26 protein-coding genes are annotated in these 23,146 nt (G+C 65.0%); 9 read left to right on the forward strand and 17 right to left on the reverse strand.

Annotation, left to right across the window (positions count from 1 at the left end):
• Positions 1-224: 224 nt before the first annotated feature.
• Both XH84_RS12175 and XH84_RS12180 read right to left on the reverse strand, forming a co-directional pair.
• Positions 225-875, reverse strand: a complete 651-nt coding sequence (locus tag XH84_RS12175) for a response regulator (protein ID WP_128920851.1) — start codon at positions 873-875, stop codon at positions 225-227.
• A gap of 7 nt (positions 876-882) precedes the next feature.
• Positions 883-2,253: a sensor histidine kinase gene (locus XH84_RS12180; protein WP_128920852.1), complete on the reverse strand. Its 1,371-nt coding sequence runs from the start codon at positions 2,251-2,253 to the stop codon at positions 883-885.
• Between the two features lie 200 nt (positions 2,254-2,453).
• Here XH84_RS12180 and XH84_RS12185 point away from each other — a divergent pair, with 200 nt between their 5' ends.
• The 5 genes from XH84_RS12185 to XH84_RS12205 all read left to right on the forward strand — a co-directional run bounded on the left by XH84_RS12185 (position 2,454) and on the right by XH84_RS12205 (position 6,836).
• Positions 2,454-3,254 (forward strand): MotA/TolQ/ExbB proton channel family protein, encoded by an 801-nt coding sequence (locus XH84_RS12185; protein WP_128920853.1) that lies wholly within the window; start codon positions 2,454-2,456, stop codon positions 3,252-3,254.
• Complete coding sequence (locus tag XH84_RS12190) at positions 3,251-3,937, forward strand: DUF2135 domain-containing protein (protein WP_128920854.1); 687 nt, start codon at positions 3,251-3,253, stop codon at positions 3,935-3,937. Before XH84_RS12185 ends, XH84_RS12190 begins: the two co-directional genes overlap by 4 nt.
• On the forward strand, positions 3,930-4,535 hold the full coding sequence (locus XH84_RS12195; protein WP_128920855.1) for a hypothetical protein: 606 nt from the start codon (positions 3,930-3,932) through the stop codon (positions 4,533-4,535). The genes XH84_RS12190 and XH84_RS12195 overlap by 8 nt, the downstream gene beginning before the upstream one ends.
• Positions 4,536-4,650: 115 nt before the next feature.
• Positions 4,651-5,391 (forward strand): metallophosphoesterase family protein, encoded by a 741-nt coding sequence (locus XH84_RS12200; RefSeq protein ID WP_128920856.1) that lies wholly within the window; start codon positions 4,651-4,653, stop codon positions 5,389-5,391.
• Positions 5,392-5,396: 5 nt separating this feature from the next.
• Entirely contained in the window at positions 5,397-6,836 is a 1,440-nt protein-coding gene (locus XH84_RS12205; protein ID WP_128920857.1) for a serine/threonine protein kinase, read from the forward strand.
• A gap of 25 nt (positions 6,837-6,861) precedes the next feature.
• On the opposite strand, the gene XH84_RS39675 is transcribed toward XH84_RS12205, so the two are convergent.
• The 4 genes from XH84_RS39675 to rpe all read right to left on the reverse strand — a co-directional run bounded on the left by XH84_RS39675 (position 6,862) and on the right by rpe (position 8,269).
• Complete coding sequence (locus XH84_RS39675; RefSeq protein ID WP_164936436.1) at positions 6,862-7,053, reverse strand: hypothetical protein; 192 nt, start codon at positions 7,051-7,053, stop codon at positions 6,862-6,864.
• Positions 7,054-7,074: 21 nt separating this feature from the next.
• Entirely contained in the window at positions 7,075-7,254 is a 180-nt protein-coding gene (locus tag XH84_RS39680; RefSeq protein ID WP_164936437.1) for a hypothetical protein, read from the reverse strand.
• A gap of 5 nt (positions 7,255-7,259) precedes the next feature.
• Positions 7,260-7,403 carry a hypothetical protein gene (locus XH84_RS39685; protein WP_164936438.1) on the reverse strand — a complete coding sequence of 48 codons (144 nt, stop codon included), beginning with the start codon at positions 7,401-7,403 and terminating at the stop codon, positions 7,260-7,262.
• Positions 7,404-7,567: 164 nt separating this feature from the next.
• The gene (gene rpe / locus XH84_RS12215; RefSeq protein ID WP_128920858.1) at positions 7,568-8,269 is read right to left on the reverse strand and encodes a ribulose-phosphate 3-epimerase; all 702 of its coding nucleotides are present in this window, start codon (positions 8,267-8,269) and stop codon (positions 7,568-7,570) included.
• 252 nt (positions 8,270-8,521) lie between these two features.
• Between rpe and XH84_RS12220 the strand changes: the two genes are divergently transcribed.
• Positions 8,522-9,310, forward strand: coding sequence for an EF-hand domain-containing protein (locus tag XH84_RS12220; RefSeq protein WP_128920859.1), 789 nt, complete (start codon positions 8,522-8,524; stop codon positions 9,308-9,310).
• A 13-nt stretch (positions 9,311-9,323) separates the two neighbouring features.
• Here XH84_RS12220 and XH84_RS12225 read toward each other — a convergent pair whose 3' ends face one another.
• From XH84_RS12225 to XH84_RS12235, 3 genes are read right to left on the reverse strand one after another with little or no spacing between them, the layout of a single operon-like run.
• A complete protein-coding gene (locus XH84_RS12225; RefSeq protein WP_128920860.1) occupies positions 9,324-9,536 on the reverse strand; it encodes a KTSC domain-containing protein in 213 nt (70 codons plus the stop codon).
• A 50-nt stretch (positions 9,537-9,586) separates the two neighbouring features.
• Entirely contained in the window at positions 9,587-10,582 is a 996-nt protein-coding gene (locus XH84_RS12230; RefSeq protein WP_128920861.1) for a P1 family peptidase, read from the reverse strand.
• A 57-nt stretch (positions 10,583-10,639) separates the two neighbouring features.
• Positions 10,640-13,447, reverse strand: coding sequence for a PAS domain S-box protein (locus tag XH84_RS12235; RefSeq protein WP_128920862.1), 2,808 nt, complete (start codon positions 13,445-13,447; stop codon positions 10,640-10,642).
• A gap of 235 nt (positions 13,448-13,682) precedes the next feature.
• Between XH84_RS12235 and XH84_RS12240 the strand changes: the two genes are divergently transcribed.
• On the forward strand, positions 13,683-14,069 hold the full coding sequence (locus tag XH84_RS12240) for a response regulator (protein WP_164936439.1): 387 nt from the start codon (positions 13,683-13,685) through the stop codon (positions 14,067-14,069).
• Between the two features lie 82 nt (positions 14,070-14,151).
• Here XH84_RS12240 and XH84_RS12245 read toward each other — a convergent pair whose 3' ends face one another.
• From XH84_RS12245 to XH84_RS12265, 5 genes are all read right to left on the reverse strand, one after another.
• Positions 14,152-15,270, reverse strand: a complete 1,119-nt coding sequence (locus XH84_RS12245; RefSeq protein ID WP_128920863.1) for a branched-chain amino acid ABC transporter substrate-binding protein — start codon at positions 15,268-15,270, stop codon at positions 14,152-14,154.
• A gap of 162 nt (positions 15,271-15,432) precedes the next feature.
• Positions 15,433-16,176, reverse strand: coding sequence for an ABC transporter ATP-binding protein (locus tag XH84_RS12250; protein WP_128920864.1), 744 nt, complete (start codon positions 16,174-16,176; stop codon positions 15,433-15,435).
• Entirely contained in the window at positions 16,173-17,018 is an 846-nt protein-coding gene (locus tag XH84_RS12255) for an ABC transporter ATP-binding protein (protein WP_128920865.1), read from the reverse strand. The genes XH84_RS12250 and XH84_RS12255 overlap by 4 nt, the downstream gene beginning before the upstream one ends.
• Positions 17,015-18,316, reverse strand: coding sequence for a high-affinity branched-chain amino acid ABC transporter permease LivM (livM, locus tag XH84_RS12260; RefSeq protein ID WP_128920866.1), 1,302 nt, complete (start codon positions 18,314-18,316; stop codon positions 17,015-17,017). The genes XH84_RS12255 and livM overlap by 4 nt, the downstream gene beginning before the upstream one ends.
• 27 nt (positions 18,317-18,343) lie before the next feature.
• The gene (locus XH84_RS12265; RefSeq protein WP_128920977.1) at positions 18,344-19,261 is read right to left on the reverse strand and encodes an ABC transporter permease subunit; all 918 of its coding nucleotides are present in this window, start codon (positions 19,259-19,261) and stop codon (positions 18,344-18,346) included.
• A gap of 275 nt (positions 19,262-19,536) precedes the next feature.
• Between XH84_RS12265 and XH84_RS39690 the strand changes: the two genes are divergently transcribed.
• Complete coding sequence (locus XH84_RS39690; RefSeq protein ID WP_164936440.1) at positions 19,537-19,710, forward strand: hypothetical protein; 174 nt, start codon at positions 19,537-19,539, stop codon at positions 19,708-19,710.
• A 231-nt stretch (positions 19,711-19,941) separates the two neighbouring features.
• The gene (locus XH84_RS12275; RefSeq protein WP_128920867.1) at positions 19,942-20,466 is read left to right on the forward strand and encodes a hypothetical protein; all 525 of its coding nucleotides are present in this window, start codon (positions 19,942-19,944) and stop codon (positions 20,464-20,466) included.
• Here XH84_RS12275 and XH84_RS12280 read toward each other — a convergent pair.
• From XH84_RS12280 to XH84_RS12290, 3 genes are all read right to left on the reverse strand, one after another.
• Positions 20,428-20,820 (reverse strand): carboxymuconolactone decarboxylase family protein, encoded by a 393-nt coding sequence (locus XH84_RS12280; RefSeq protein WP_128920868.1) that lies wholly within the window; start codon positions 20,818-20,820, stop codon positions 20,428-20,430. The two genes, XH84_RS12275 and XH84_RS12280, sit on opposite strands and share 39 nt — an antisense overlap.
• Positions 20,821-20,926: 106 nt before the next feature.
• On the reverse strand, positions 20,927-21,709 hold the full coding sequence (pcaD, locus tag XH84_RS12285; protein WP_128920869.1) for a 3-oxoadipate enol-lactonase: 783 nt from the start codon (positions 21,707-21,709) through the stop codon (positions 20,927-20,929).
• 28 nt (positions 21,710-21,737) lie between these two features.
• The gene (locus XH84_RS12290; RefSeq protein WP_128920870.1) at positions 21,738-23,093 is read right to left on the reverse strand and encodes a 3-carboxy-cis,cis-muconate cycloisomerase; all 1,356 of its coding nucleotides are present in this window, start codon (positions 23,091-23,093) and stop codon (positions 21,738-21,740) included.
• Positions 23,094-23,146: the final 53 nt, after the last annotated feature.

Raw genomic sequence — 23,146 nt, forward strand, 5'->3', positions numbered from 1 at the left:
ATTGGACAGCGGAAGTGGACGACGGCTGTGTCCGGCAGGCGGCAAAGTTCGTCGATGAGCTCGCCGACAGTGATGATGGGGGGATGGTCGACTGACTTGTGATGACCCTTACTCATGACCCTTGACTCCTTCACTGCCGTACTAACCGGCAGCGGACGAGCTCCGTTCCAATTTCGTTCGGCAGATTGAGTAACTTCGAGGAGGGCAGTGCGGCAGCTCTGCTGCTAGATCCTGGTCAGCCCGCACGTTGCGGCCAGCCGCACCAGCTGCGCATCGGTACGTGCGCCGGTCTTGGTCTTGATCAAATAGTGATAGTTCTGCACCGTCTTCACACTGAGGTTGAGATGCGCCGCGATCTGCTCGGTTGTGGCGCCACCGGCGAATTGGCGCAGGATCTCGATCTCGCGTTCGCCTAGTTGATCCAGAGCTGAGCCCGCCGACAAACTGTCCTCGGCCAGAATATGCGCGATGTCGTCGCTCATGGCGCGCTCGCCACGAGCGACGCTGCGGATCGCGGAGACGACGGCAGAAGGCTCGCTGCTCTTGGTGACGAAGCCGCTGGCGCCAGCGCTGAAGGCGGCTTTCACCAGCACGGCCTCGTTGTGCATGGTAAAAACCAGGATCCGCGCCCGCGGGCTGCGCGCGCGGATGTTGCGGATCGCCTCCAGCCCGCTCGCGCCGGGCATCGAGATGTCGAGCACGACGACATCGGGGTCGTGCGCCTTGAACGCGCCATAGGCGTCCGCGGCATTGTCGGCTTCCGCGACGACATGCAGATCGCCCTGGCTTTCCAGCACGCGCCGGTAGCCCTGCCGGACGATCGGATGGTCGTCGACGAGCAGCACGGAGATGCCTGTTGCTGCCACCTCGCTCATGTCGGCCTCACGCGGCGAGCGGGATGGTGGCGGCGACACTGAGGCCGCCGCGGGCAGGCAGGATCGACAGTGTTCCGCCGGCCGCCGTGACGCGCTCGCGAATCCCGGTCAGGCCGAAGCCGGTCGATTGCGCGACGCGCTCCGCATCGCCGCCGCCGTCGTCCTCGACGCGGATCAGCAAGGCGTTGTCGTCGCCGGCACGGCGTTCGATGCGCAAAGAGATCTCGCGCGCCGCACTGTGACGCAGCGCGTTAGTCAAGCATTCCTGTGCCACGCGATAGGCCGTGGTGGCGGCCGGGCCCCGCACGTCCGTCAGGTCACCCCTGAGGTCGAGCTGGATTGTCGGCCGCGCCGCGCTCTGCGAGCGCCAGCTATCAACCAGATTGACGAGGCTCGCCTCCAGCCCAAGCTCCTCGGGCAGGGGATTGCGCAGCCGCTTCAGCGCATCGCGGAGCGAGGCCATCAACTGATGCGTGGCCTGCGAGATCATCCGCGCATCCTGCGCGATCCCGTTATCCTTGTTCTGCTTCGCACTCGCTGTCTCGATCGTGTTGGCGAAGGCGAGAATGGCGGAGAGATTCTGCCCGAACTCGTCATGCAGCTCGCGGGCGAGCGCGCGGCGCTCATCGTCGCGGATTTCGATCAGGCGCCGCGTCAGCGCAGCGCGCTGCTCGGTGGCTTCCTCCAGGCGTCCGCCAAGCTCGCCGACGGCGCTGCCGATCATCGCCAGCTCCATCGAGCGGAAGCGCGGCAGTTTGGTGCGATACTGGCCGCGCGCCATGCGCTGCAAGGCGGTCACGATCGCGCGCGCTGGGGCCAGCGCATGCGCGATCGCCAGCGATGCCAACAGCGCGATCGCCGCCGCCATCAACAGCGCGACATCGATCACGTTGAGGATGTACTCCCAGGCGAGCGAGATCGCGGCCGCGGCATCCGGCGTCGCGACCACCGTGCCGGCAGAAGCGGCGCGGGGACTGACCGGTCGTACCACCTCGGCGTGGCTGCCAAGGAAGATTGGGACGATCGATGCGAACCAGCGCGGCGGCGTCTTGCCCAGCCCCTCGCTCTGGCCGCAAAGCGGCTTTTCAAACGCGATGGCCGGCTGGAACTCGACGCAGACGCCGGGCGAGATCAGCTTCATCGTCTCCAGCGTGCGCCAGTCCGGAACCGGCAAAAGCTGCTCGCGCGTTCTGCTGCTGCGCAACAAGAACTCATGCCAGTACAACGCCTGAAGCGCCTGCGCGACCCGCTGTGCGGACGCCGCAGTCGCCCTATCGACGTTGCGATAGGCGTCGAACGTGGCCCATATGGTTGCCGCGCCAAGGCAAAGTGCCACGATGAGCAGCAGACGGGCGACAAGCTGAAGCACGAGGCGCATGCGATCACCCCCGACGTTTGATAAGGTCAGCCTAACAACGCCGTCGCGCCTTGCCAATTGCCGGGTGTGGCAAGATTGCAGCTCGGGCAAATTTCCCAAGCCGGATTGGGCATGGGTCTTTGGACCTGATACGGCGGCTTTGATCTAATCGGGTGGAAATCTTTATGGGCCGATCGTTGCGGCCCGAGGAGCGGTGCGGCATGAGTTCGATGACGATTGGACCGATCGCAGGATCTGCTGCCGACCCATCCGAGCGCAGCGCGCTGCTGTTCTGGATGATCTTCACCGGGCTCTCGATCTTCGCCGTCGTGCTGCTGTGGCGGTTCGGCCTGATCCATCTGATGCTGACCTCGGACCGCACCTACATTTCGAGCGTCATCGCGGTGCTCTATGTTGTCACCTGCGGCCATTGCTTCCTGCGCACGCGGGCGATCGCACGGGAGGGGGCGGCCGCTCGGCGCTGCCGGGCGGCACTCGCGGCGCCCGACGGCGGCAAGGTCCTCGATGCGCGTGCGACGGCGCTGCCGCGCGGGCTGGTGCGGGATCATATCGAAAGCCTGGTGACCAAGGCCGCCGCGCAGGACTACCGCCCGGTGGATCAGACGCTGTTGCTGCGAACGCTCGCCGATCGCCTGCGCGGCTCCAACGGATTCGGCGCCTTCGTCTCGGACACGCTGATGAAGCTCGGCCTGCTCGGCACCATCATCGGTTTCATTATCATGCTGGCGCCGATCGCGGGGTTGGATGCCGCCGACAAGGTCGCGATGCGTTCTTCGATGGGGCTGATGAGCGACGGCATGGCGGTCGCGATGTACACGACGCTTGCCGGCCTCGTCGGCTCGATCCTGGTCCGCATCCAGTATTACATGCTGGATGCCGCGACCCAGCGGGTGTTTTCGGATGCGGTGGTGCTGACCGAGACCTATGTGACGCCGGTGCTGGAGCGCAAGGGTTCTGGAATCAAGGGTTCTGGAATCAAGGGTGCCGGAACCCCGTCATGATGGATGATTTCGGTCTCTATCCGCGCGAGGAGCCGTTCGACCCGCTGGGCGTGATGCTGTTCAAGGCGCTCCAGGTGATCGCGTTCCTGTTCTTCCTGGCGCTGCTCGCGGTCTCTCCGGACGCCAAGGACGGCAAGATCGACTCCAAGGCGGAGTTCATGATCACGCTGGACTGGCCGGACAATCACCCCGACGATCTCGACCTGTTCGTGCAGGATCCCGCCGGCAACATCGCCTGGTATCGCCACCGCGAGGCCGGCTTCCTCACCCTCGACCGCGACGATCGCGGCGGAGCCAACGACTTCATCATGGTCGCCGGCAAGAAGATCGCCTCGCCCATCCGCGAGGAGATCGTCACCCTCCGCGGCATCCTGGCCGGAGAATACACCGTCAACGTCTCGCATTTCGTGGCGACGACCGGTGAGCCCGTGACGGCCAATGTGAAGGTGCAAAAACTCAATCCGACGGCGCAGGTGGTGTTCGACAACAAGTTCACGCTCGATCACACCGGCGACGAGAAGACCGCGGTGCGATTCCGGCTCGATGCCGAAGGCAAGGTCGTCAACGTGGACCAGCGGCCGAAATCACTGCTCGAGACGTTCCGCAGCGGCTGGCGCAACGGCGCCGATCTCGACCCGAGGACCGGTGTGAGCAAGAACGCTACGAGGATACGCCGTGAGTAACCTGCAGACGGTCATCCTGACGCTGTCGGTCGCCTACGCCGTGATCGGCGCGCTGCTGCTGGTCGTGCTGGTCTATGCGCGGCTGCACTGGTCGCTGAAGGCGGTCGCGGTGGTCGTGACCAGCGCCTTCTATGTCGTCAGCTTCACCGAAATGCGCGGGCTGCTTGGCTGGGCCAGTTCCGACCGGCTGCCGGCGACCTTCAAGCTGCTGAAGGCTCGCATCGTCGAGCCGCATTCGCTTGAGGGCGATCCCGGCTCGATCTATCTCTGGGTCGAGCAGCTGGACGAGGACAATCGTCCGAGCGGTATCCCGCGGGCCTTCCGTGTGCCCTACAACGATGGGCTCGCCGACAAGACCCATGCCGCGGAAAACGAGATCGCTCTGGGACATCCGCAAGGCGGACGTGCCGCCGATTTCGGCGGCGGCGATGGGAGCCTCATCGACATGGTCCGCGAATATGTGACGCCCAAGACGATCATGGAGACGAGCGGCGGCGATTCCTCGACGGGCGAGTTCATCGCGCCGCCGGCCGGCGCGCAAGGCGCGGTGTTCACCCCGCTGCCGCCGCCCCGGATGCCCCCGAAAGACGAGCAATAGGCTCTCCGCCATCGTCCGCGGGGCGCTGGTAATCGGGGCGGCGCTGGCGCATGGTCTTGACCTCCCTCAATTTGGCCGTATCGGGCTTCAATAAGAATTGAAGGGTGGAGGGTGCGTGCTTCTCGCTGTCTTTTCGGATATTCACGGCAACCGGCAGGCCTTCGAAGCCTGTCTGAAGGTCGCCCGTGCGAAGGGCGCGGAGCGGTTCGTCCTGCTCGGCGATTTCGTCGGTTATGGCGCCGATCCCGAATGGGTGGTGGATACCGCGATGGAGTTCGTGGCCCAAGGTGCCATCGCCGTGCGCGGCAATCACGACCAGGCGGTCAATTCCTCGGCAGAGACCATGAACGCCGAGGCGCAGGTCGCGATCGAATGGACCCGCGGCCGGCTTGACGCGGCGCAGCGGCGATTCCTGAGCGAATTGCCGATGCTGGTCCAGGACAGCGATCGGCTCTTCGTGCATTCGGAAGCCTCTCACCCCCAGCGCTGGCACTATGTTCGCTCCACTGTGGACGCCGCCAAGAGCCTGATTGCGACGCCGGCCCATGTTACGTTCTGCGGTCATATCCATCGCCCCGCGCTCTATTCGATGTCGGTGACGGCGAAGATGACGAGCTTCGTGCCGAAGACTGACGTCCCGGTGCAGCTTCTGCGTGGACGGCAATGGCTCGCCGTGCTCGGCTCGGTCGGCCAGCCTCGCGACGGCGATCCGTCGGCAGCCTTCGTCTTGTTCGACACCGAGTCGTGCCAGATCACCTATTGCCGCGCGCCCTATGACATCGCGACGGCGGCGGGCAGAATTCGCGACAACGGTCTGCCGCATTGGCTCGCCGATCGGCTCTCGCAGGGGCGCTGAAGGCAATGCCGAAGCCTCTGGTCAAGTCCGGCGCGGTGATCGATGGCTACACCATCGGTGAATGCGTTCATGCCGGCGGCATGGCGACGCTGTGGACGGTCACCCATCCCGGCATCGACGTGCCGCTGCTGATGAAGATACCGCGGGTCTCCGAGGGCGAGGACCCCGCCGCGATCGTCTCCTTCGAGATGGAGATGATGATCCTGCCGCGGCTCGCGGGCCCGCACGTCCCGACCTGTTTCGGCACCGGCGATTTCGCGCACCAGGCCTATGTCGTGATCGAGCAGATCTCCGGCACCACGCTCTACAAGCGACTGCCTGACCTGCCGCTGCCTTATGACGAAGCGCGGCTGCTCGTTGCCAGGATTGCAACCGCGCTGGCCGATCTGCACCGGCAGAACGTGATCCATCACGACATCAAGCCGAGCAGCATCATGTTCCGCGAGAGCGGCGAGGCGGTGCTGATCGATTACGGCCTGTCACATCACAACCACCTGCCGGATCTCTTGCAGGAGGAGTTCCGCCTGCCTTACGGCACCGCGCCCTACATGGCACCCGAGCGGTTGTCAGGGGTGCGCGACGATCCGCGCAGCGATCTGTTTTCGCTCGGCGTGCTACTGTATTTCTTCACCACCGGCGAGCGGCCGTTCGGCGAGGGCGAGACGCTGCGCGCGATGCGGCGCCGTCTGTGGCGCGATCCGCATCCGCCGCGAAGCTTGCGCGCCGACTATCCGCCCTGGCTGCAGGAGGTGGTGCTGCGGTGTCTCGAGATCGAGCCGGTGTGGCGCTATCCGACGGCGTCCCAGCTCGCCTTCGATCTCGCCCATCCCGACCAGGTCAAGCTCTCCACGCGCTCGGAGCGGGTCAAACGCGACCCGCTCAGCGTCGCCTGGCGTCGCCGGTTCAATCTGGGCGTCATGGCCCCACGCGCGAAATCGGATGTCGCGGCGCAAATCGCATCGAGCCCGATCCTCGCTGTCGCGCTCGACACGGTGGAAGGCGCACCGGAGCTCAACGAGGCGCTACGCGTGACCACCCAGCGCATCCTCGCCACGCTGCCCTCGGCGCGGCTTGCCTGCGTCAACGTGCTCAAGCTGAACAGGATCGCGATCGACCGTACCCTGGACGAGCAGGGGTCCAACAAGCATATCGACCGCCTGGTCGCGCTGCGGCATTGGGCGACGCCGCTCAAATTGGATGAGAGCCGGCTGTCGGCTCATGTGCTGGAGGCGGTTGATCCCGCCGCCGCGATCCTGGAGTTCGCCGAGGTCAACCAGGTCGACCACGTCATCATCGGCGCGCGGCAGGGCTCGTTCCGCCGCACGCTGCTCGGCAGCGTCTCGGCCAAGGTGGCCTCGGAGGCAGGCTGCACCGTCACGGTGGTAAGGCCGCCGCGGATGGACGGTGATGTCGGCGAGCCCGATGCCGGCGAAGGACCGGGATAGGCCGCCTGCCGACTTGAAGGGGCGATCAGGCCGCGTGGGCGGAGTGGGCGGCGCGCTTGCGGCGGATCGGCCAGGAGAATTGCGGGCCGGGCTCGCCGTGATCCGCGCTGCCGCCGAAATACTGGATGATCTCGCGGCAGGGCTCGCAATTGAACAGGTTACGCGACGCGGATGCCTTGATCATTTCCTTCAGGCAGTTCGGGCAGTGCGGTTTCATGGAGCGGTCCGGTCAGAAGTCTCAGTGTCGGCGTTGCGAAGCAAACGAATGGTCGAGGTCCGAGTTGTCGAGCCCGGCATTGTCGTCCATCGTGCCATCGGTGCGCTCGAGGCGGCCGAAGAAATAATCGAGGCCCGGGTGCGGGCGGCGCGGGATCCGGCACCTGCGCTTCGGCCGACGCTTGGTGAGTGCGATCTGCATGGCGCTCAGCCCCGCCGACGGTGAAGGTGGATGATGCGGGCGGAAGCCTCGGCCTTCACCGGTCGCGCCACGTAGAGGCTGCGAGCCGCAATCGCCGCATTGAACGCTAACCACAACGCTACGCCAGTCCAAACCAGGGTCGTCGTCATGATGTCCTCCCGTCAAAAACAGGCAGGAATCACTTGCGGTGATTTGCGCGAATCAGTGAAGTCCGGATGAGTACGGATCAAGACTGCAATTTAAGGCATTGCGCGTTGCAGCAGCCGCAAAAGCCGCGGGATTTCGCCTCGTCCGCGTGCGCGCTTGCTCCGGCTCAAATCGCTTCGCCGCGAGCCCCTAGCGCCGCGTTGCGGATCGCGGCGATGTTGGTCTTGTAGGCCTCCTGCGTGCCGCCCCGGAATACGGACGTGCCGGCGACGAAGGCGTTGGCGCCGGCCGCGGCGAGCGCGCCGGCGACGTCTGGGCCGACGCCGCCGTCGACCTCGATGTCGATCGGGCGTCCCGCCGTCATTGCACGGATGTCGCGGATCTTTCCGATCGCGGAGGGAATGAAGGCCTGGCCGCCGAAGCCGGGATTGACCGACATCACCAGCACGAGATCGACGAGGTCGAGGACGTATTCGAGCGCGCTGACCGGCGTGCCTGGATTGAGCGAGACGCCGGCCTTCTTGCCGAGCGCGCGGATCGCCTGCAGCGAGCGGTGCAGATGCGGACCGGCCTCAGCATGTACCGTGATGTGGTCGCAGCCGGCTTTCGCAAAGGCCTCGAGATAGGGGTCACAGGGCGAGATCATCAGATGCGCGTCGAACACCTTCTTCGTGTGCGGGCGCATCGCCTTGATGATGTCGGGGCCGTAGGAAATGTTGGGAACGAAGTGACCGTCCATCACGTCGAGATGGATCCAGTCGGCTCCAGCCGCGTCCACGGCGCGCACCTCCTCGCCGAGCCTGGAGAAATCCGAGGCCAGGATCGAGGGGGCGATGGCCAAAGGGCGGGGGGCGAAGGCTTGGGTCATGACGCAGTTTCCCGTGGCGGCCGTGAAAGATGGGCCTCGCCTAACATGGGCCTCCGTGGCGGGCAATGCAGGGCAGCCGTGCTTCCTGTGGGCGGAAGATTCTGCCGCGACCGGCACGAATTGCCGGTGTTCCCGGGCCGTCCAAGGCGCGGCGGTGGCGGATTTCATTGAACTTTTTGCGCTGGCACGACGCTTGCTGACATCACCTGCAGGACATTGGCCGCGGCATGCCGCATCGGTTGGAGTTGTGCAATGTTGTTTGCCCTTGGTGCCGTGTCGAGCGCACTCGACGCTATTCAGTCGCTGACGAACTCGAAATCGTCCTCCTCGACGCACAAGACAGGGTCTGCGCAGGGCGCGGCCAATCCATTCGCGATCGACAGCGCTAGCAGCAGCACGACCAGCGGCGCGACCTCGTCGGTCAACTCGGGCAAATATCCGCAGATCGCGCCGGAGACGATGAACGCGTTGTTCGCCGCGCAAAGCCAGTCCTCCGACACCAGCACGGCCAACTCGACCTCGTCGAACTCCACGTCCTCGACGTCGACTAGCCGAAATGCTGCACTCAAGGATCTGTTCTCGCAGATCGATGCGGACGGCGACGGCAACATCACCAAGTCCGAGTTCGAGGACGCGCTGGGCGCAGGCGGGACCAACCTCGCGCAGGCCGACGACGTGTTCTCCAAGCTGGATTCGAATTCGGACGGCAGCGTCAGCCTTGACGAGATGTCGAAGGCGCTGAAGAGCGGTCACCATGGCCACCATCACGCGCAAGGTGCCGGCGGCTCGGGTGATGGATCGGATTCTTCGTCCTCGTCGAGTGGCGGATCGACCTCGACCACGACGACCGCCGCCGACGGCTCGACCACCACCACCGTCACCTATGCCGACGGCTTCAAGATGTCGACGACCGTGCCGGGCGCCTCCAGCTCCTCACGCAATTCGGCTTATGATCTGTTCGCGCAATTGATGCAGCAGCAAGGCGGTCAGGGGCAGGGCGCTTCGGCGGCTGCCGGTTCCTCGATGTCGATGAGCGTGTGAGCGACATCCGAGATTAGCCGGCATATTCGTGCGTGATGTCACGATAGACGTAGCGGTCACGGATTTCGTGGTTGAAGAACGCTCCCTTTGAGCGCGCTTCCCTGAACGCTGTGGCGACCTCGGATGGAACATCCTCGTAGACATAGAGGCGTCCGCTGACGAAAGTCACCTTCAGCTCCCGCGTGTCGGGCGCATAGCGGAAGAACCGGATCACGGAAGACGGCATGGCAGTACACCCGAGGCCGCCAAGGTAACGCCGTATCAGCCGTTTCGTTTCTAACCGAATCTGTCCTTCCACGCCGGCTGTGCCTCCGGGAACGGCAGCGCGGTCGCGCTGTAGATGGCGCGGCCGATCGCGCGCGCGACCACGTTGGCGGCGACCGTGCCGAGCTCGGTGAGGCCGACCAGCGGCTCGATCTGCTTCTCGCCGGTCGTTGCCGCAAACAGCACGTCGCCATCGGTCGGTGCGTGCACCGGATAGATGGCGCGGGCGAAGCCGGTGTGTGCGATCATCGCCAGACGCTTGGCCTGGGGTTTGGTCAGCACCGCGTCGGTGACGACCGCGCCGATGGTCGTATTTTCGCGCGCGCTCGCCGCGGGACCGCCCTTGATGCGCATGCGGAGCATGTCGTCGGTGAACTTGTCAGGCAGGCCGCGCCCGCCGAACTCGCCGCCGACCTCGAACGGCGCCGCCCAGAACCACGGCCCGTTGCCGACGGTCACGCTGCCCACCGCGTTGACGGCGACGATCGCCGCGACCTTTACGCCGTCAGGTGTCACCGCCGAGGCCGAGCCGAGCCCGCCCTTGAACGTCGCGGTGGTGGCCCCTAAGCCGGCGCCGACGCTGCCGATTGCGAAGTCGGTGCCGGCGGCAGCCGCCGCGGCGTAGCCGAGGTCGCGATAGGGCGAGAAGCGTCCCCAGGCCTTGTCGCCGCCGTTGAGCAGATCGAACAGGATCGCCCCCGGCACGATCGGGATCAGGGCCTCGCGAACCCTGAAGCCGCGCCCCTGCTCGGCGAGCCAGGCCTGGACGCCGCCGCCGGCATCGAGACCGAAGGCGGAGCCGCCCGATAGCGCGATCGCGTCGACGCGCTCGACGGTGTTGGCGAGATCGAGCAGCGCGTCCTCGCGCGTGCCGGGACCGCCGCCGCGCACGTCGATCGCCGCGACCGCGGGGGAATCGAAGATGATCGCGGTCGTGCCGGTGGCGACTTTGGCATCCTCGGCATGGCCGACGCGGACCCCGGCAATGTCGGTGAGCAGATTCTTCAAGATGGCCTCGCGCGCTGAAAGGAGCTCGCCTTGCGATAGCGCAAGGATGCCGCAGGCTCAACTCGCCAGTGCCGTCCTGAGCATCTTGGCGAGTTCGGACTTGCGGTAGGGCTTTGCCAGCAGCAGCACGCCGGAATCGAGTCGGCCGTGATGGACGATGGCATTCTCGGTGTAGCCCGAGGTGAACAATGTCTTCAGGTCGGGACGGCGGCGAGCGGCCTCGTCGGCAAGCTGGCGGCCGTTCATGTTGCCCGGCATGATGATGTCGGTGAAGAGCAGGTCGATGGTCTTGTCGCTGTCGATGATGGTCAGGGCCTCCGCACCGTTGGCGGCCTCAAGCGCGGTATAGCCGAGGCTCTTGACCTGGGTCACCACATATTGCCGCACCAACGCGTCGTCCTCGACGATCAGGATCTTCTCGTTGCCGCCGGTGATGGGCGCATTCTGCAGCGCCTCGAACTCGGTCTCCTGCACGCCGCTCGAGCGCGGCAGGTAGATCTTCACGCTCGTGCCGTGGCCTTGCTCGCTGTAGATCTTGATGTGACCGCCGGATTGCTTGACGAAGCCGAAGACCATGCTCAAGCCCAGCCCGGTGCCCTTGCCGACCTCCTTGGTGGTGAAGAAGGGATCGAACACGCGGTCCATCAGCTCCGGCGGGATTCCGGAGCCGGTGTCGCTGACGGCGATCATCACGTAATTGCCGGCGACGACGTCGGGATTCATGCTGGCATAGCCGTCGTCGAGGAATATGTTGCGGGTCTCCAACACCAGCGTGCCGCCGTCGGGCATGGCGTCACGTGCGTTCAGCGCCAGATTGAGGATCGCGGTGGACAGCTGGCCGGGGTCGACCAGCGTCGGCCAGGCATCCTCGGTGAGCTGTGGCACGATGGTGATCTGCTCGCCCAAGGTCGGGTGCAACAGCTTGGCGGCTTCGAGCGCCAGCGCGTTGACGTCGATCTCGCGCGGCTGGAGCGGCTGCTTGCGGGCGAAGGCCAGCAGATGCTTGGTCAGCTGCGCGCCGCGCTCGGCGGCATCGTCGATCAGCTTGGTGATGGCCGCCAGCTCAGGGCGGTCGGCAACCGCGTCGGCCAAGATGCCGATCGTGCCGGTGATGACGGTCAGCACGTTGTTGAAATCGTGGGCGACGCCGCCGGTCAACTGGCCGATGGAGTCCATCTTCTGGACATGCCGGAACTGGGCTTCGGCGGCCTGCTTCTCCGTGAGATCCCGGCCGATGAAGAAATGGCGCTTCACGGGCTCGGACCAGGTGCCCATCCAGTTCAGCGTGACCTCGTGACCGTCGTAGTGATAATAGCGCGCCTCGAAGCTGCGCTTGACCGCGCCGCGCCGCGCCGCCCGCATTTCGTCCCGCGTCTTCTCGAGGTCGTCAGGGTGGATGAACTCGGTCGCGCTGTGCCCGATCATGTCGTCCGGGCTGAAGCCGAGGATGTCCTTCACGCTCGGGCTGACCTGGACGAAATTGCCGAAACCGTCGGTGACCAGGATCAGGTCCTGCGAGGTCTCGAAGATGCGCCGGCGCTCCTCGGTCTCGCGGTGCAGCTTCTCGCGCGCCTGTTTCTCCTCCGTGATGTCATGGGCGATCTTGGAGGCCCCGATGATCTCTCCGTTGTCCGATCTTAACGGAGAAACGTTCAGGACGACGTCGAGCGCGCGGCCGTCCTTTCGAATCCGCACCGTCTCGTGCTGGGCGATCGTCTCGTTGCTGGCAACGCGGTTGAGGATGCTCCTGACTTCGTGCTTTCGGTCCGGCGGCACGATGATGTCGATCGATCTGCCGACGGCCTCCGCGGCGGAATAGCCGAACAGATGCTCGGCGGCCTTGTTCCAGCTGGTGATGATACCGTCGAGCGTCTTCGTGATGATGGCGTCGTTGGAGGATTCGACGACGGCGCCGTACAGGGCGAGGCGCTTGCCGTAATAATCGCGTTCCGAGGCCGATTGCTGGCGCAGCCTGCCGACGAGGCCAACGGTGTGCACCTGAAGGCGCACGTTCTCGATCAGCAGTACCGCAAGCACGAAGCTCGACGCGCAGAGGCCGTAGAGACGGCCGGCGTAGAAACCGAGATCGAAGCGCGCGACGTTGACGATCGCAGAAAGAGCGATGTCGAACAGCCATGCGCACATCACGACCATGAGCCAGATGTCGATCACCGAATGCGGGCGGCGAAACCACAGCGAAACGAGCGCGGCGAAGCTCAGCGACCACACGAAGGACACGACCCCGATCATGGTCGGTGTGTAACGGCCGTCGCGGAGCAGAACCGGCAACAGATCGTGCTGGGCTGTGACGATCCAGGTGAAGGCGGCCATGGCCGCGACGACGCCGAGCACGATCGCGTAGATCGCCTTGCTGGTCGCGCCCCGGATCCGGGGGCCGCCGTCCTTTTCCTTCAGCCAGGCATAGCCCAGCACGAACAGCGGGAAGACGCCGTGCCAGATCATATAGAGCCAGACGGTGGTCTGGCTGCCCGCGCCAAACAGCCCGGTCGGGGTGAACAGGCCGGGGAAGGTGAGGGCATGGACCAGCGCCGCCGCGGCTGTGAAGAGATAGCCGGTCGACAGCCACAGCAGCGCGCGGGTTCGCAGCACCGAAAACTGCGACAGCAGCAGCACTGCCGTGATGATGTCGCTCACGGCCAGGGCTGATTGATAGCTCGCGACGAAGGCCGGGACCGGCGGCAGCGCGATACCTGCGAACGGAACAGCCAATGCGAACAGGATCGAGGAGACCCCGATGATCCACAAAGCCGCGGTCCGGTCGGTCGAGGTGGCCGGCAGAGTAGAAAGAAATGTGCTTCGGTCGATCGCAGGCGCGTTCATCTCGTGCAGACCCGTCTTAAGCATCTCCGCAGTTCCAAGATCTGGCAGTCTTGACCTCCACGGTAGCCCGTTCGGGGCGCATGTCGTGAATTGTTGCGCGACGACTCAACCGAAGGTTACAACTTACTTAATTTGGGTGGGAACGCGGAATAGGGTTCAGGTAAGATGCGCTTTACTAGGCGGTGTCATAATGCCCTGCCACGGTGCCGAGTTCCAGGTCCGAATCATATCATTTGATCGATCTGCGGGAGTTGTTCCCATGCGTCGCGTTCTCATCATCGACGACCAGAAGAACGTGCGCGCGATGGTCGCGATCGTGCTCCGGGTCAACCATTACGAGGTTGCCGAGGCCGACAATGGCGCGGTCGGGCTCAAAATCTTCGCGGAAAGCCCGTTTGACGCGGCGATCGTCGACATCTTTCTTGGCGACGTCAGCGGTGTCGACGTCATCGCGGCCCTGCGGGAGCGTGCGCCGGGGCTTCCCATCGTTGCGGTATCCGGAATGACGGCCCTGGATTTCATGGAGCAGTCGCCCCACCTCGCCAACGTGATTTGCCTGCAAAAGCCGTTTCGGCCGAACGATCTCCTGCAGGCGCTTCGCAAGGCCCAGGCCGCGATCGCTGGCGAGTTGCCCGCAGCGGTCTGATCCTGCCGCAAAAGAAAACGCCCCGGGTAAGCCGGGGCGTTGGTGAGGATCGCATGGCGGGGGACGAGGCCCGAAGCCGCGCTCAGGTGCCGTTGCCCTTGATCTCGGCGTAACCGCCCTTGGCGTCCCATTTGTAGACGACGTAGTCGATCTGCTTGATGTCGCCCTTGGCGTCATACTCGATCGGGCCGATCACGGTGTCCCACTTGCCGGCCTTCATCGCTGCCATGACCTTCTTGGCGTCGGTGGTGCCGGCCTTCTTGGCCGCCTGCGACCACACCTGCATCGCCGCATAGGTGTAGAGGGTGTAGCCCTCCGGATCGATGTTCTTGGCCTTGAAGGCCTCGACGATCTTCTTCGCGGTCGGCTTGTTGCGCGGATCGGGACCGAAGGTGAACAGCGTGCCTTCGCCGGCGGGGCCGGTGATCGAGGCGTACTCCTTGTCGGCGAGTGCGTCGCCGGCCATCAGCACGGTCTTGAGGCCCTGGTCGCGCATCTGACGCAGGATCAGGCCGCTCTCCTGATGGTAGCCGCCGACATAGACGAGGTCGATGTTGTCGCGCTTCAAGCGCGAGACGATCGCGTTGAAGTCCTTGTCGCCTTTGTTGTAGGACTCGTACATCTTCTCGGTGACGCCGGCCTTGTTGAGCGCCTTCTTGGTCTCGTCGGCGAGACCCTTGCCGTAGGTGGTCTTGTCGTTGAGGATCGCGATGTTCTTGCCCTTGAAGTTCTTGGCGATGTACTGCGCCGCGATCAGGCCCTGCTGATCGTCACGGCCGCAGACGCGCGCCACGTTCCAGAGCTTGCGCTCGGTGAACAGCGGGTTGGTCGAGGCCGGCGTGATCTGGAGCACGTTGCCGTCGGCATAGGCTTCCGAAGCCGGGATCGACGACGATGAGCAATAGTGCCCAGCCACGAACGGGATCTTCGCGCCGGCGATCTTTTCGGCGATCGAGCGCGCCTGCTTCGGATCGCAAGCGTCGTCCTCGACGGAAAGCGCGAGCTTCTTGCCGTTGACGCCGCCTGCGGCATTGATATCGGCCACGGCCATGTCGGCGCCGTTCTTCATCTGGCGGCCGAAGGCGGACTCGCCGCCGGTCATCGGGCCTGCGACTGCGACGGTGACATCCTGCGCGAACGCCGCGCTCGACAGCGCGATCGATACGCCGAATGCCAGACCGATGAGCTTCAGTGATTTCATGAGATACCTCGCGGGTGGTCGCCTGTGGAAGTTGCCGGGCATGCCCGGTCCAAACCGGCGCCATTCTCGAATGAAATTGCCGAGAAGTCACCGGCAAAATACGGGCATGGGTGCAGATATCTCGCCACATTCGACCGCACGCAGGGATGGCTTGTGGCTCGGTCAGCCGTGCCGGCCGCCTTCCAGATAGGCGGCGCGAATCTCGGGGCGCTGCAGCAATTCGGCGCCGGTGCCGGCCAGCGTGATCAGGCCATTGACCATGACATAGCCGCGATGGGCGAGCTTGAGGGCATGGTTGGCGTTCTGCTCGACGATCAGGACGGTCAGGCCGTCCTGCCGGTTCAGGGTGCGGATCGCATCGAAGATCTGGCGCGCGATCAGCGGCGCCAAGCCCAGCGAAGGCTCGTCGAGCAGGAGCAGGCGGGGACGGCTCATCAAGGCACGGCCGATCGCCAGCATCTGCTGCTCGCCGCCGGACAGGGTTCCGCCGCGCTGGGCATAGCGTTCCTTCAGCCGCGGAAACAGCGTGAAGACGCGCTGGAGCGTCGCTTCGCGTTCGGCCTCGGTGCATCCGGTGGCGTCCGCCCCCATCTGGAGGTTTTCCGCCACGCTCATGCGCGGGAAGACGCGACGACCCTCCGGCGATTGCGCGATGCGCAAATGGGCGATCTCGTGGGTGGGGACTTCGGTGATGTCGCGGCCTTCATACAGAATCTGGCCGGCCCGGGCGCGCGGCTTGCCGAAGATCGTCATCATCAGCGTCGACTTGCCGGCGCCGTTGGCCCCGATCAGTGCTACGATCTCGCCGGCATTGATCTCGACGTCGACGCCCTTCAGCGCCTCGATCTTGCCGTAGGCGGCGCGCAAGCCCCGGATCGCGAGCAGAGGAGAGGGTGCCGGGGTCACGAGCCGCCCTCCATCACGGCAGCCGCCTCTTCCTCGTCGGCGCCGAGATAGGCGGCGATCACCTTGGGATCGTCGCGGATCTCGCGCGGCGTGCCTTCCGCGATCTTGACGCCATGGTCCATCACCACGATCTGGTCGGAGATCTCCATCACCACCGACATATCGTGCTCGATCAGGAGGATCGAGGTGCCGAGTTCGTCGCGGATCGAGAGCAGGAGCTCGCTCAAGGCCGCGCTCTCTCTCGCGTTGAGGCCGGCGGCGGGCTCGTCCAGGCACAACAGCGCGGGCTCGGTGCACATTGCGCGCGCGATCTCGAGCCGGCGCTGATCGCCATAGGCGAAATTGCCGGCGGCATCGTCGGCGCGGTCGAGCAGGTTGACGCGCTTGAGCCAGTCGGTGGCGAGGTCGATGGCGCGTTTTTCGGCGTCACGGTAGGTAGGAACGCCGAGCAGACCGAGGAGAGTGAATCCGGAGGCGCGCATCAGTGTGTTGTGCTGCGCCACCATCAAGTTTTCCAGCGCGGTCATGCCGGGAAACAGCCTTATGTTCTGGAAGGTGCGGGCGACCTTGGCCTGCTTGGCAATGCGGAAATCGTTCAGTCGCTCGAGCGCGACCGTCCTGCCGTCGTCATGGGTGAGGCGGATGGCGCCGCCGCTCGGTTTGTAGAAGCCGGTGATGCAGTTGAACACGGTGGTCTTGCCGGCGCCGTTCGGTCCGATCAGGGCGGTGATCTTCTTCCGCGCCGCCGAGAACGACAGGTCCTGCACGGCGACGATGCCGCCGAAGCGCATGGTGAGCCGGTCGACGCCAAGAATCTTTTCGCTCATCTTGTCGCCGCTCATCCATGCCCTTCCTTGACGAGGTCGGAGGAGATCGCCTGCGCCTTGGTCAGATAGACGGTCGGGGCGCGATGGCCGATCAGGCCACGCGGCCGCCAGATCATGATCAGCACCATGGCCATGCCGAACACCAGCATGCGATAGGTCTCGAGGCTCCGGAACAGCTCGAAGCCGCCGATCATGGCGAGCGCCGACAGCGCGACGCCGAGCTGCGAGCCCATGCCGCCGAGGACGACGATGGCGAGCACCAGCGCCGATTCCTGGAAGGTGAAGGATTCCGGGCTGATGAAGCCCTGGCGGGTGGCGAAGAAGGCGCCGGCGAAGCCGCCGAACATTGCACCCGTCGCGAACGCCGTCAGCTTGGTGGTCGTGGTGTTGATGCCGAGCGCGCGGCAGGCGACCTCGTCCTCGCGCAAGGCTTCCCAGGCCCGCCCGATCGGCAGGCGGCGTAGGCGGATCGTCGCCCAGTTGGTGAGTAGCGCAAGCGCCAGGATCAGATAGAACAGGAAGACGATGCGGTGCGTCGGCGAATATTCGATGCCGAGCCTGGCGGCGAGGCCGTCATCGCTGTTGTCGAGCGGGATGCCGAAGAAGGATGGGCGGGGAATGCCGGAGACGCCGTTGGGGCCGCCGGTGAGATCCTGCCAGTTGATGATGACCAGGCGGATGATCTCGCCGAAGGCGAGCGTCACGATGGCGAGATAGTCGCCGCGCAAGCGTAGCACGGGGAAGCCGAGCAGGACGCCCCAGAACGCCGCGAGGATGCCGGCGAGCGGCAGGCAGATCCAGAACGACCAGCCGAAATTGGTCGCAAGCAGCCCGTAGGAATAGGCGCCGACCGCATAGAAGGCGACGTAGCCGAGATCGAGCAGGCCGGCGAGCCCGACCACGACGTTCAATCCCCAGCCCAGCATGACGTAGGTGAGCACGAGGATCGCAAGGTCGAGGATGTAGCGCTGGTCATAGAAGATCACCGGCACCAGCAGCGTGAAGATCAGCAGAGCCGGCGCGAGGTAGCGGCCGATGAACGATATGCCGCTCTGCACCGCCGGCGGCACCAGTTTCTCGGCGCCGGTCGGGCCGATCCATTGCCGCAGCAGCTCGATCACGATCGAGCCGCCGAACACTGCAGCGACGAGGGAAGCGAGGTCGCCGAAGCGCGTCCAATAGGTGAGCTGGCCGGAGGCGCCCGCCTCGGTGCGGATGCCGACCATCAACGAGAACAGCACCAGCGCGACCAGCGCGTTGACGAAAGCCGTCTTCAGGATGGCGGGGATGCCTATTGCAGGTTTGGCGGTCATAGGTGAGGAAGCTGCCACGCGCGACCGTCAGACTTTTTCGACTTCGGGACGACCGAGCAGGCCGGTCGGCATGAAGATCAGCACCACGATCAGGATCGAGAACGCCGCGACGTCCTTGTATTCGACCGAGAAATAGGCCGACCAGAACGTCTCGATCAGGCCGATCGCAAGGCCCCCCAGCATGGCGCCGGGCAGCGAGCCGATGCCGCCGAGCACGGCGGCTGTGAACGCCTTGATGCCGGCGACGAAGCCCATGAAGAAATCGACCAGGCCGTAATAGAGCAGGTACATCAGGCCCGCGACCGCGGCGAGCGCGGCACCGATCACGAAGGTCATGGAGATGGTGCGGTCGACGTTGACGCCGAGCAGCGCCGCCATGGTCTGATCCTGCTCGCAGGCGCGCATGTCGCGCCCGAGCCGGGTGCGCGATACCAGCCAGGTGAAGAGGCCCAGTAGCACGATGGTGGTGACGACCACCATGATCTGGATGTTGGAGAGCTGAATCACGAAGCCGTCCGCGCTCTCATGCAGGGTGTAGCCACCGGTGATGAAGGGCGGGATCGGCTTGACGCGCGCGCCTTGCGCAACCTGCGAATAATTGGTCAGCACGAAGGACATGCCGATCGCGGACAGCATCGGCGCGAGGCGAAAGGAATGGCGCAGCGGCCGGTAGGCGATGCGCTCGATGGTCCAGCCATAGAGCGCGGTGATCGCCATCGAGACCAGCAGCACCACCAGCAGGATTAGCGGGATCGCGGTCAGCCCGAGCGAGATCAGGATCAGGAAGGTGATCAAGGCAATGAAGCCGCCGATCATGAAGACGTCGCCATGGGCGAAGTTGATCATGCCGACGATGCCGTAGACCATCGTATAGCCGATCGCGATCAGGCCGTAGATCGAGCCCAGGACGAGACCGTTGATGAGCTGCTGGGTGAAATAGTCCATGGGCTGCCGTACCAAACCTGACGCGGGCTCCAAGGGAGCTCTTAGGAGAGTGGGGTGGAGTGTGGTTTTCTTGGGCCCCGGCAGCCAAAGCGTTCTTTCCGTTTTGTAACAGGAGGGAACTGACGGCTGCAACAGCTCACGCGGCGGCACGAGGTCTTGTACAGAGGTCATTTGGCTTTCGGGTTCCGCAGTTGCGAGGAACCAGGTTCCGTCGGCAACCAAAATGGGCGGTGGCCGTTGTCTCGTCTCTGACGTCCAACAAGGGAGTTCCCCGAATGACGAAGCAGCAGAACCAGACTCCGGGTCAGCAGAGTCAGAACCCCGGCCAGCAGCGCCCTGGGCAGCAGCAGGGCGGTGGTCAGAAACCCGGACAGCAGCAGCAGAACGACCCGATGCGTCAGGGCGATCGCCCCGGCCAGCAGCAGGGCGGCCAGCGCGACCAGGAATAGAGCGTTTGGGAGCCGAGGAGTAAGAGGGTGAGGGGCCCCGCCGAAAGGCGGGGCCCTTTTTCTTAATGAGGAGTCATTCCGGGCCGGTGCTGGCGCACCATCCCGGAATGACGACGTTTGCGGGCCAGTTAAGGTAAACAAAGGGTTTAAATTGCCGGCCCGGTCTGATGCGAGTTAGCTCCCCGCAAAGCCTTCGATCGAGGGCGAACGGCAGGCGAAGCGGGAAGCGGCATGTTCAGGAATTGGCGGATCGGTTCGGTCAACGGCGCGCTGCTCGCGGCTTATTTCATCCCGGCCTGGGCCCTTGTCGCCTTCAATATCATTGTCGCACCGGTGCACGGCCTCTACGAGCGGCCGAGCGTTGCGGTTGCCCTGTACCTGAGCGACCATCTTCAGATGGCTGGCATGGACACGGTGCGCGCCGCGTGGCTGCTTGCGCTGGGCCGGCTGACGGTCGTGGCGTTCTTTGCGATCTATCTCGTGCTGCTCTGCATTCCTCGCATCCGCAAGAATGGCGGCAGCGACGAGGCGCTTGGCATTGCCCTGGCGATCGGCAGCCTGATCTCGTTTGCCAGCATGGTCATGGCTTCGAAGGTCGGCGAGATGGCCGCGCTCCGGCTGCACGCCACCGAGCTGCTGCTCTTGCTCGGCGCCGCCATCGTGGTGGTGATCGAACGGCCCGAGGCCGCGCCGAAGACCGTCGAGATCGCAGCCCCCCTAGGGCTTGAGCAGGCCGAGCTCCTGCACAATCGCTGAGGCTTCCTTGACGGCGTGGTTCACTGCCGGCACGCCGCAATAGATCGCCTGCTGCAGCAGGATTTCCTTGATGTCGTCGGGCGTGAAGCCGCCTTCGGCAAGCGCCGCACGCACGTGCAGGCGGAATTCGTCCCATTGCCCGAGCGCGACCATGGTGCCGATCACCAGCACCCGCCGTGTGCGCTCGTCGAAATGCGGCCGCGTCCAGATCTCGCCCCAGGCGTAGCGCGTGATCATGTCCTGGAAGTCGGTGTTGAAGGCGTTGCGGTTCGCGATCGACTTGTCGACCCACGCATTGCCCAGCACCTTTCGGCGAACGTTCATGCCGGCATCGCGGCGCTTCTGGTCGTCCATTTTTTCCTCCTCTCGTCATTGCGAGGAGCGAGCGACGAAGCAATCCAGGGTCTCTCCGCGGAGGGATTCCTGGATTGCTTCGCTGCGCTCGCAATGACGATAGCTGTTAGCGCTGCGTCAAGAATCCCACCACGGCATCCGTGAACGCGTGCGGCTGCTCGACATTGGAAATGTGCGCGGCGTCGATGATGGTCATGCTGGCGCCGGGAATGTTGGAGCGGATCAGCTCGGCAGCCGAGATCGGCGTCGCCACGTCGTGGCGGCCGGCGATCACCAGCGTCGGGCTCTTGATCTTCGGCAGCAACGCGCGCTGGTCGAGCGTCGACAGCGCCTCGCAACAGGCGAGATAACCTTCGACGGGCGAGGCGAGCAGCATCGACTTCATCTTTGCGGTGATCGCAGGCTCGCGCTCGCGAAAATCCTGCGTCAGCCAGCCTGCGATCACGGCGTCGGCGACCGCGGCGATGCCGCCCTTCTTCACGGCGTCGATGCGCTCCAGCCATTTGGTCGGCTCGGCATAGTAGCAGGAGGTGTTGGCGAGAATGAGCTTGCCGAAGCGTTCCGGCGCGTTGGCGCCCAGCCATTGCCCGACCATGCCACCCATCGACAGGCCGCACCAATGCACCTTCTCGATGTTGAGGTCGTCGAGGATCGCGAGCACGTCGCGGCCGAACCGCTCCATCGTGTAGGGGCCGGGGGCTACGGTTGACTTGCCGTGGCCGCGGCGGTCGTAGCGGATGACGCGGAATACCTGCGTCAGCGCCTTCATCTGCGGCTCCCACATCTGCAGCGTGCAGCCGAGCGAGTTGGACAGCATCAAGGTCGGCCCGCCGTCGCGGCCCTCGACGGAGACGTTGAGCAGGCAACCGTCGGCATCGATCATGGGCATGCGGCGTCTCCGTCGTATCTTGCGGTTCTCATTCGCGGTCGAGGCTGTCGAGCAGCCGATCGATCAGGGCTTGGGAAGCCCCTTGATAGGCCATCGGCTCGAACAATGCCGCAATTTTTTCCGGCGAAAGCTGCGCAATGACCTGCGAATCGGCCGACAGCACCTCGCGCAGATGCTTCTTCTCGGCGACCGCGCGCTTGCTGGCGGCCTCGACGAGATGATGCGCATCGCTCTTGCCGATCGTCTCGGCCAGCGCAAAGGTGACCGCCTCCGCCATGATCAGCCCGTGCGTCGCATCGAGATTGCTGCGCATGCGCGCGGTGTCGACGTCGAGGCCCTCCGCGATGTCGACGATGGCGGCGAGCGTGCCCGAAGTGACCAGCATCAATTGCGGCAGCGTCGGCCATTCGGCATGCCACGGGCCGGCGCTGCGCTCGTGGTCCTGCACCTGGGCCGCGAAGATCGTCGCCGCAAGCTGCGGAGCCATGGTGGCGGCGCCCAGCGCGCTTGCGGCAGCGACCGGGTTGCGCTTATGCGGCATGGTCGAGGAGCCACCGCGGCCTTCGCCGGCCGGTTCGAACGCTTCGGCGACGTCGGTCTGCATCAACAGCGAGACGTCGCGAGCGATCTTGCCGCAGCTTCCCGCGAGAATAGCGAGGTAGGAAGCGGCCTCCGCGATCCGGTCGCGATGGGTGTGCCAGGGCGCTTCGGGCAGCGGCAGATCGAGCTCCCGGGCGAGACGTTGCGCCACGGCAAGCCCCTTGTCGCCGAGGGCCGCGAGCGTGCCGACGGCGCCGCCGAATTGCAGCGCGAGGCCCTCGCGGCGGAGCCGCCGCAGCCGGCAGCGGGCGCGGGCAAGGCTCGAGGCATATTCGGCGGCCTTCAGGCCGAAGGGCATCGGCAGCGCGTGCTGAAGCCAGGTCCGTGCCACCATCGCAGTATTGCGATGGCTGCGCGCCAGTGCGGCAAAGCCCTTGATGGCGCGGCCGAGGTCGGCGTCCAGCGCTTCGATGCCGGCGCGAAGCGTGAGCATGGTTGCGGTGTCGATGACATCCTGGCTGGTGGCGCCCCAATGCACGTAGCGCGCGGCCTCCTTGTCGGCCTTGCGGACATCGGCGGTCAGCGTCTTGACCAGGGGAATCGCGAGATTGCCCGATCGCGTCGCGGCCTCCGCCAGTGCGGCCATGTCAAAGGAATCGGCCTTGCACGCGGCCTCGATCGGGCCCACGGCGGATGCCGGAATCACATCCGCGGCGGCCTCGGCGCGTGCCAGGGCTGCCTCGAAATCAAGCATGTTCTGCAGGGTCGACCGGTCGTCGCAGACCGCGCGCATGGCGGCGCTCGACAGCATCGGTGCGAGCAGGGGGGAGAGGGATGTGCTCATTGTGCGCGCGACCTAATCATCATGGCCCGGCCGTGCCAATCCCCAACCGCCCG

The sequence above is a fragment of the Bradyrhizobium nanningense genome (assembly GCF_004114535.1).
GTDB classification, from domain to species: domain Bacteria; phylum Pseudomonadota; class Alphaproteobacteria; order Rhizobiales; family Xanthobacteraceae; genus Bradyrhizobium; species Bradyrhizobium nanningense.

Coding starts and splice junctions, on each gene's coding strand:
- XH84_RS39680 (WP_164936437.1), bottom strand. CDS start 7,254: ATGCAGATCGCACTCACCAAGCGTCGGCCGAAGCGCAGGTGCCGGATC.
- XH84_RS12265 (WP_128920977.1), bottom strand. CDS start 19,261: ATGGACTATTTCACCCAGCAGCTCATCAACGGTCTCGTCCTGGGCTCG.
- XH84_RS12225 (WP_128920860.1), bottom strand. CDS start 9,536: ATGCCGTCTTCCGTGATCCGGTTCTTCCGCTATGCGCCCGACACGCGG.
- XH84_RS12190 (WP_128920854.1), top strand. CDS start 3,251: ATGATGGATGATTTCGGTCTCTATCCGCGCGAGGAGCCGTTCGACCCG.
- livM (WP_128920866.1), bottom strand. CDS start 18,316: ATGACCGCCAAACCTGCAATAGGCATCCCCGCCATCCTGAAGACGGCT.
- pcaD (WP_128920869.1), bottom strand. CDS start 21,709: ATGCCCATGATCGATGCCGACGGTTGCCTGCTCAACGTCTCCGTCGAG.
- XH84_RS12290 (WP_128920870.1), bottom strand. CDS start 23,093: ATGAGCACATCCCTCTCCCCCCTGCTCGCACCGATGCTGTCGAGCGCC.
- XH84_RS39690 (WP_164936440.1), top strand. CDS start 19,537: ATGACGAAGCAGCAGAACCAGACTCCGGGTCAGCAGAGTCAGAACCCC.
- XH84_RS12235 (WP_128920862.1), bottom strand. CDS start 13,447: ATGCTTAAGACGGGTCTGCACGAGATGAACGCGCCTGCGATCGACCGA.
- XH84_RS12245 (WP_128920863.1), bottom strand. CDS start 15,270: ATGAAATCACTGAAGCTCATCGGTCTGGCATTCGGCGTATCGATCGCG.
- XH84_RS12255 (WP_128920865.1), bottom strand. CDS start 17,018: ATGAGCGGCGACAAGATGAGCGAAAAGATTCTTGGCGTCGACCGGCTC.
- XH84_RS12275 (WP_128920867.1), top strand. CDS start 19,942: ATGTTCAGGAATTGGCGGATCGGTTCGGTCAACGGCGCGCTGCTCGCG.
- XH84_RS12205 (WP_128920857.1), top strand. CDS start 5,397: ATGCCGAAGCCTCTGGTCAAGTCCGGCGCGGTGATCGATGGCTACACC.
- XH84_RS12185 (WP_128920853.1), top strand. CDS start 2,454: ATGAGTTCGATGACGATTGGACCGATCGCAGGATCTGCTGCCGACCCA.
- XH84_RS12240 (WP_164936439.1), top strand. CDS start 13,683: ATGCGTCGCGTTCTCATCATCGACGACCAGAAGAACGTGCGCGCGATG.
- XH84_RS12220 (WP_128920859.1), top strand. CDS start 8,522: ATGTTGTTTGCCCTTGGTGCCGTGTCGAGCGCACTCGACGCTATTCAG.
- XH84_RS12175 (WP_128920851.1), bottom strand. CDS start 875: ATGAGCGAGGTGGCAGCAACAGGCATCTCCGTGCTGCTCGTCGACGAC.
- XH84_RS39675 (WP_164936436.1), bottom strand. CDS start 7,053: ATGAAACCGCACTGCCCGAACTGCCTGAAGGAAATGATCAAGGCATCC.
- XH84_RS12280 (WP_128920868.1), bottom strand. CDS start 20,820: ATGGACGACCAGAAGCGCCGCGATGCCGGCATGAACGTTCGCCGAAAG.
- rpe (WP_128920858.1), bottom strand. CDS start 8,269: ATGACCCAAGCCTTCGCCCCCCGCCCTTTGGCCATCGCCCCCTCGATC.
- XH84_RS39685 (WP_164936438.1), bottom strand. CDS start 7,403: ATGACGACGACCCTGGTTTGGACTGGCGTAGCGTTGTGGTTAGCGTTC.
- XH84_RS12180 (WP_128920852.1), bottom strand. CDS start 2,253: ATGCGCCTCGTGCTTCAGCTTGTCGCCCGTCTGCTGCTCATCGTGGCA.